Genomic DNA, 6,000 nt, shown 5'->3' on the forward strand with positions numbered 1-6,000 from the left:
TATCAAAAAAATCTTTCCCCACCGTGAGGAAAGATTTTTTTGCATACGTTTATTATGTGTCTACTATCCCTTAGATTCTTCGAATACATACGTAGGTTCATCTAATTTACTATTATAATCAACAACTAAATCATATCTTTTAAAAAACCACTCATCTGTTTCTTCAATAAAAAATAGGATACCTGAAACCGTGGTCTCAACTAATGGTTTATCTGGTCTATCAACGGAGAGTCCAACAGAAAAGCCATCATGAACTTGTGTTTTTCCGTACACTTTTCCATAAAATTTGATTCCCATACCAGGTTCTAACTGGATTTCTTTTTGAAACCACTCTAGCGCTTGCGGTGTAATTGTTAGTTGCATAAATACCCCTTCTACTCGTTTAATTTTTTATCAAGAAAATCAACATCTTCTGCATTCCCTATTACTAGTAAGTTATCATTTTCCTTCACTAGTTGATTTGCAGATGGTGAAACAATAACTTGCGCATTTGGTCTTCGAATAGCAACAACCGTTAACCCGTACTTCTGACGAAAATTCAGGTCGAGCAATGTGTGATTAAAAAATTTCGGATTGGTCACACGCATTTCTGCCAGTGAAAATTCATCCGATAGTTCAATGAAATCAAGTATGTTTTTAGACACCAAGTTATGTGCTATCCGAATTCCCATATCCCGTTCTGGATGAACCACTCGATCCGCTCCAACTTTCTCCAGTACCCTGGCATGGTATTCATTTTGTGCTTTGGCTAATATATTTGGCACACCCATCTCTTTCACCATTAATGTGACCAAAATGCTTGCCTGAATATCTTCCCCAATTGCAACGATAACATGGTCAAAATTACGGATTCCAAGTGACTTAAGAACCTTCTCATCTTGAGCATTCCCTACGACCACATGTGTAGCAATATTCATATACTCATTCACTCGATCTTCATTTTCGTCAATCGCCAGAACCTCTTGTCCAGATTCAACAAGTGTCCGACAAATACTACCACCAAACCGTCCTAACCCAATGACCGCATAGTTTTGTTTCACTTTTGCACTTCCTTCATTCCTTGATTCTCCACCATTATAACAAAATGGTAGAATGTTCACCTAATAGGTTGTCTTATTTAATATAACCATGCTTGAATGCATAGATTGCTGCTTGTGTTCGATCTTCAACTTCGAGTTTTGACAAGATATTAGAGACATGTGTTTTGACCGTTTTTAGTGTGATATACAACTCATCAGCAATTTCTTGATTACTTTTTCCATTTGCAATTAATTGTAGTACTTCTTTCTCCCGATTTGTTAACTCATCATGCAAATGGAAATTGCGATTACTCAATTCATTTTTCAATTTACTTGATACTTCGGGTTCAACAACACGTTCTCCTCTGTAAGTTGCACGTATTGCTTTGGCTATATCATGGGCTGCCGATGTTTTAAGAAGATACCCCGATGCACCCGCTTCAATTGCTGGATACACCTTCTCATCATCAATAAAGCTGGTTACAATGATTACTTTTGCTTGTGGCCAAGCAGCTAAGATCTGTTTGGTGGCTTCAATACCATCCATCACATCCATCACCAAATCCATTAAGATGACATCGGGTCGTAATTCTAATGCTTTTTTTACACCTATTTCACCGTTTTCTGCATCTGCAATGACTTCAATATCATCTTGAATAGACAAATAGGAAGATACGCCTATTCTAACCATTTCATGATCATCAACTAATAGTACTCGAATCATTTTGTACTTCCCTTTCTTTAAAAATCGGTATTTTTATCTCTATACTTGTTCCTTGATTTTTAAAACTAATAATTTTGACAGTTCCTCCGATGCTATGAATTCTTTCACGAATGTTCGTCAAACCATAACTTCCGGTTTTTTCTTGGCTAGTATCAAATCCAACACCATCATCAATCAAACGTAAATGAATTTGTTGATTCACTTCATTTAGGTATACCTCTAAGTCAGTAGCTTTGGCATGTCTTAACGTATTTGACAAAAGTTCTTGAACAACTCGGAATAATTGATCTTCAACAATTGTTGGTAAATGTAAGTCAGCTATTTGCCAATGGATTTGAATTGTCACTTTTGATTGAAGTTCAACTAAAAGTTGTTCAATCCCCTTTTTAAGTGATTTCCCTTCAAGATTCACCGGTCTTAAATGTAATAACAAGGCTCTCATTTCTGATTGCGCGGTATTAATAATTTCAGTAATTAAAGCCAATTGTTTTCGTTGGCGTTCCTCTACTTGTCCTTTTTTAGCCTGTTCATTCATTGCTGAAAGAAGCATCATTGCAGCAAACAATTCTTGTGAAACGGAATCATGTAGTTCTCGAGCTAAGCGGTGCCGTTCATCTGCTAAAATTTGCTCTTTTGTTTGTCCATCAAACAGTTTTGGTTCGGCATTGCTCAACTGCAATTCTTTTGAAATTGTAACCATTTTCATTTGAATAACTTGGATATCCTCTAATATACCTTGAACCGTTTGTTGATGAACAACAATTGGCATCTCTTCCATTTTCTGTGGATAGTTTCCTTCTGATAAATTTTGCAATGACAGCTCAATTGGTTTTAAAACAATCCTCTGCCAATACCCTAATATAAAAAAAAGCACTAATCCTCCGAAAATCGAAAGAAGCAATAAAAAAACCAAAATAGGAAGAAACACAATACGCCATTGAAAAAATTGAATAAACCATTCTTGAGGATGAGCTGTTTGAAATAAACTCAGACAAATCAAAAAAAGCGTGAAAAAAATAAAACAGGCAAAAAGAAAAGAAATGACCATCCTAAAAGAGTATTTTTTCATACTCGAATCACCTCAATTTCACCTACACAGTTGGTGGACAGAATATGCAGTTTTCTTTGACTGTCGTCATAATCTGTACTATAAATGATTAATTCCTCATTTTTTAACTGAATTGCTTCATCTTCAAAAGTTACCGTCCCCAGAAAGCTATTTTGCTGGAGCTTAATGCCTATACCCGCTGGCACAAGAATACGGGTTTTTCCGAATAGTTTACGAATAACGATCGTATTTTCCTTTTTTGGTAGAAGTGTATTGCCCAAATCAATAATCGTATCCCCTGCAACAATACTCAGAACTATATCGTTCCATTCAAAGATTTCACTGCCAATTCGACTATCCCCAATCCACGTTTTCTTGATTTTTTCCGAAGCGTGGGCAGTGGGTTCGATTGTTTCAACCATCATGATTTTTTTCTTTTTCAACCAATTTTTTTGAAAAAGTTGAACCCCTGAAATTTCTACTCCTTTTATTCCAATAAATAAAATTGCAAACAGCAACATCAGCCAAATAGCAAAATTATTAACTAATGCAATCACGATAAAAATAGCCCCAATCACCTGGAGAGTTCTCTTTTTTTCATTTTCCTTCTTTGTAACTATGAAGATACTACCAACTCCTAGGAAAAAAAGAATGACTAAAGGAATATTATGTACTAACTGCCAAAGAGCAAAAACGAATAAAAGACATTCTCCTATAAGAAAAAAACGCCATGCATTCTTCATCATTGGTCTCCTTCCTAATTTTCCATATTGTAACAAATATCTATACGGAAAGCATCCGTCTTTTGACTGAAAAAAACTATCCACCTAAGACTGGCAAATACCCCAAAACTAAAAATTTTTGGTGAACGCTTCAAATAGGAGGATAGTTTTTATAATTTTTTGTTTCGTTATTTCACACTGACAATCTTCACAGGCATATCGCCACCTGGCGTTGAAATGATTACTTCTTCATTCAGTCTTTTTCCTATTAAGGCTTGAGCAATCGGGGAATCATTTGAGATTTTACCTGAAAATGGATCTGCTTCCGCACTTCCAACAATCGTATACTCTTCTTCATCACCGTCTGGTAATTCAATAAAAGTGACTGTCTTACCAATGGAAACTTCGTCTTGATCCACGCCGCCGTTATCAATTATTTGTGCAAAGCGAATCATATTTTCCAAGGTCGTAATTCTACCTTCTACAAACGCCTGCTCATCTTTCGCTGATTCATACTCAGAGTTTTCGGATAAATCACCAAAACTGCGTGCAATTTTAATTCTTTCAATTATTTCTCCACGCTTAACTGTTTTAAGCTCTTCCAGCTCATTTTCTAATTTTTCTTTTCCTTCTAATGTCATTGGATATACTTTTTCTACCATAGCACTTGCTCCTTTATTTACATTTCATAAAAAGTGTTTTTTCTATCTATTGTCTACGTATTTCTCCTTGTTTACAAGGTGTTCATCATACGTTGCGGAAAAATAAACCTTACCAGTCGTCATATCCGCAACAAAATAATAATAATTATTGGCTGTCGGATTTAAAACCGCCTGAATGGACTGTTCACTAGAGTTGTCAAACGGTCCTGGTCCGTAACCAGTATTATTATACAAATTATACGGTGAGTCAACCTGTGTGTCTTCGATTGTGACATCTTCTTTATGTTCTCCCAAAGAATATAGGATTGAAATATCTGATTGTAGAGGCATATCTGCTGCAATACGATTAAAAAAGACTTGTGCAATATTTTTTCGATCGTCTTCCTTAACTCCTTCTTTTTCTACCAAGGATGCTAAGGTTAACACTTCATGGACGCTCAAATTTTTTTGTTTGATTTGTGTGTAATACTTGCTCATAATACTATCCGTTTTCGCAACCATAGACGCAACCAATTCTTTCAATGTCATATTCTCATAATAATTATAGGTTGCAGGAAATAAATATCCTTCAAGACGATAACGAACATCAGTCGCTTCCGCTGCACTTTGTAACAGGTTTGGATACGCAGTCAATAGCGTTTGAAAAAAGTCATTGTCACTAATAGTTGTTAGAAAGTCATTTTTTGAAAAAGAGGTTTTCTTCGCTACAACATCCGCTATTTGATCAATGTCATACCCTTCCGGAATCGTAATTCGAGCCTGTGCTTCTTTTTCGGCAACGTCACCATCTTTTAATGCTTTACTGATTTCTGATAATGCCATACTAGCTGCAAATTGATAGGTTCCCGCCTGAAAACCAGTTAAATTATTAAATTTTGTGTAATAATTAAACACCATACCACTTTTAATTACTTTATCTTTCTCTAATATTTCACCAATTTCTTTGTTTGAAGAGCCATTCGGAATAACTACTTCAATTTTCTTATCACTTTTAGCATTCAGCGGCTCCAAACTTGAAGTAATATAATTATAGATATTGTAAACTAATATGCCACCAATAATTAGCACAATCATCAGAACAGAAATGGTGATTTTTCTAACAATTTTATCTTCTTTTCTTCGCAGGGAACGTCGAACATCTTTCGGTGCATCAGAGACGCTTTCTAGTTTCTCTTCCGCGTTCTGTTGTATTGGATTGCTTACTTTTTTTTCTTTCTTCATCAGGATTTCCTTTATTTTTTTTTGGATTATCTAAGTGATGAACACACTAACTTGTACTATTATACATGATAAAGTAGAAAATAAAAACTGCAATAAAGTTTATTTTAACAAAAACAAGGCAACGGTTCATTGCTTCAAAATATAAAGGTTCTATAATATTTGGTGTTGTTACTCAAACTGAGTAGTGACGCCAAATATTTTTTTATAACAAAAAGACATCCGGTTGTCCTATGATTAAATCGTCAAAAACAATCATAGGAGGATAACCAAATGTCCATAACTAAGAATATCAAATGTACGGATGAAAAGACAAGTCATTCTATCAAACAAATTTTGAACATCAAAGATTCCCATATTACCTTTTCAAAAGATGCCATTAGTAAAGAGCGCGTTCATGGCCGTATGGCCAATGTATTTACCGGCTTATTAACCGGAGAAGTGCATCGTTGCGAATGTTGTGGATTTGATTCTGTCATCCGTCATGCCTATCATGATAGTTAGATTCAGTTGCTTCCGTATCAAGAAGTACCAACTTATCTACACCTGTACAAACAGCGTTTTCGTTGTACTCAGTGCCATCATACGTTTTCTGCCAAAACCTATT

7 protein-coding genes and 1 pseudogene are annotated in these 6,000 nt (G+C 35.4%); 1 reads left to right on the plus strand and 7 read right to left on the minus strand.

Going from position 1 to position 6,000, the window contains the following annotated elements; translation table 11 throughout:
- Nucleotides 1-63 precede the first annotated feature (63 nt).
- The 7 genes from ACFSR0_RS05175 to mltG form a co-directional block, all read right to left on the minus strand.
- A complete protein-coding gene (locus ACFSR0_RS05175) occupies nucleotides 64-363 on the minus strand; it encodes a HesB/YadR/YfhF family protein (protein ID WP_379980583.1) in 300 nt (99 codons plus the stop codon).
- 11 nt (nucleotides 364-374) lie between these two features.
- The gene (locus ACFSR0_RS05180; protein ID WP_379980585.1) at nucleotides 375-1,040 is read right to left on the minus strand and encodes a potassium channel family protein; all 666 of its coding nucleotides are present in this window, start codon (nucleotides 1,038-1,040) and stop codon (nucleotides 375-377) included.
- A gap of 73 nt (nucleotides 1,041-1,113) precedes the next feature.
- Nucleotides 1,114-1,743: a response regulator gene (locus ACFSR0_RS05185; RefSeq protein ID WP_379980587.1), complete on the minus strand. Its 630-nt coding sequence runs from the start codon at nucleotides 1,741-1,743 to the stop codon at nucleotides 1,114-1,116.
- Entirely contained in the window at nucleotides 1,721-2,812 is a 1,092-nt protein-coding gene (locus ACFSR0_RS05190; protein WP_379980589.1) for a sensor histidine kinase, read from the minus strand. Before ACFSR0_RS05190 ends, ACFSR0_RS05185 begins: the two co-directional genes overlap by 23 nt.
- The gene (liaF, locus tag ACFSR0_RS05195; protein ID WP_379980591.1) at nucleotides 2,809-3,534 is read right to left on the minus strand and encodes a cell wall-active antibiotics response protein LiaF; all 726 of its coding nucleotides are present in this window, start codon (nucleotides 3,532-3,534) and stop codon (nucleotides 2,809-2,811) included. Before liaF ends, ACFSR0_RS05190 begins: the two co-directional genes overlap by 4 nt.
- Nucleotides 3,535-3,701: 167 nt before the next feature.
- Nucleotides 3,702-4,175 (minus strand): transcription elongation factor GreA, encoded by a 474-nt coding sequence (greA, locus tag ACFSR0_RS05200; RefSeq protein WP_379980593.1) that lies wholly within the window; start codon nucleotides 4,173-4,175, stop codon nucleotides 3,702-3,704.
- Between the two features lie 42 nt (nucleotides 4,176-4,217).
- A complete protein-coding gene (gene mltG / locus ACFSR0_RS05205; RefSeq protein ID WP_379980595.1) occupies nucleotides 4,218-5,396 on the minus strand; it encodes an endolytic transglycosylase MltG in 1,179 nt (392 codons plus the stop codon).
- Between the two features lie 270 nt (nucleotides 5,397-5,666).
- Between mltG and ACFSR0_RS05210 the strand changes: the two are divergent.
- Nucleotides 5,667-6,000, plus strand: a pseudogene (locus ACFSR0_RS05210) (transposase family protein); the annotation flags it as partial.

This window comes from Enterococcus camelliae, assembly GCF_042685105.1.
In the GTDB taxonomy this organism is placed as follows: Bacteria; Bacillota; Bacilli; order Lactobacillales; family Enterococcaceae; genus Enterococcus_G; species Enterococcus_G camelliae.

Coding starts and splice junctions, on each gene's coding strand:
- ACFSR0_RS05175 (WP_379980583.1), bottom strand. CDS start 363: ATGCAACTAACAATTACACCGCAAGCGCTAGAGTGGTTTCAAAAAGAA.
- ACFSR0_RS05185 (WP_379980587.1), bottom strand. CDS start 1,743: ATGATTCGAGTACTATTAGTTGATGATCATGAAATGGTTAGAATAGGC.
- ACFSR0_RS05190 (WP_379980589.1), bottom strand. CDS start 2,812: ATGAAAAAATACTCTTTTAGGATGGTCATTTCTTTTCTTTTTGCCTGT.
- liaF (WP_379980591.1), bottom strand. CDS start 3,534: ATGAAGAATGCATGGCGTTTTTTTCTTATAGGAGAATGTCTTTTATTC.
- greA (WP_379980593.1), bottom strand. CDS start 4,175: ATGGTAGAAAAAGTATATCCAATGACATTAGAAGGAAAAGAAAAATTA.
- mltG (WP_379980595.1), bottom strand. CDS start 5,396: ATGAAGAAAGAAAAAAAAGTAAGCAATCCAATACAACAGAACGCGGAA.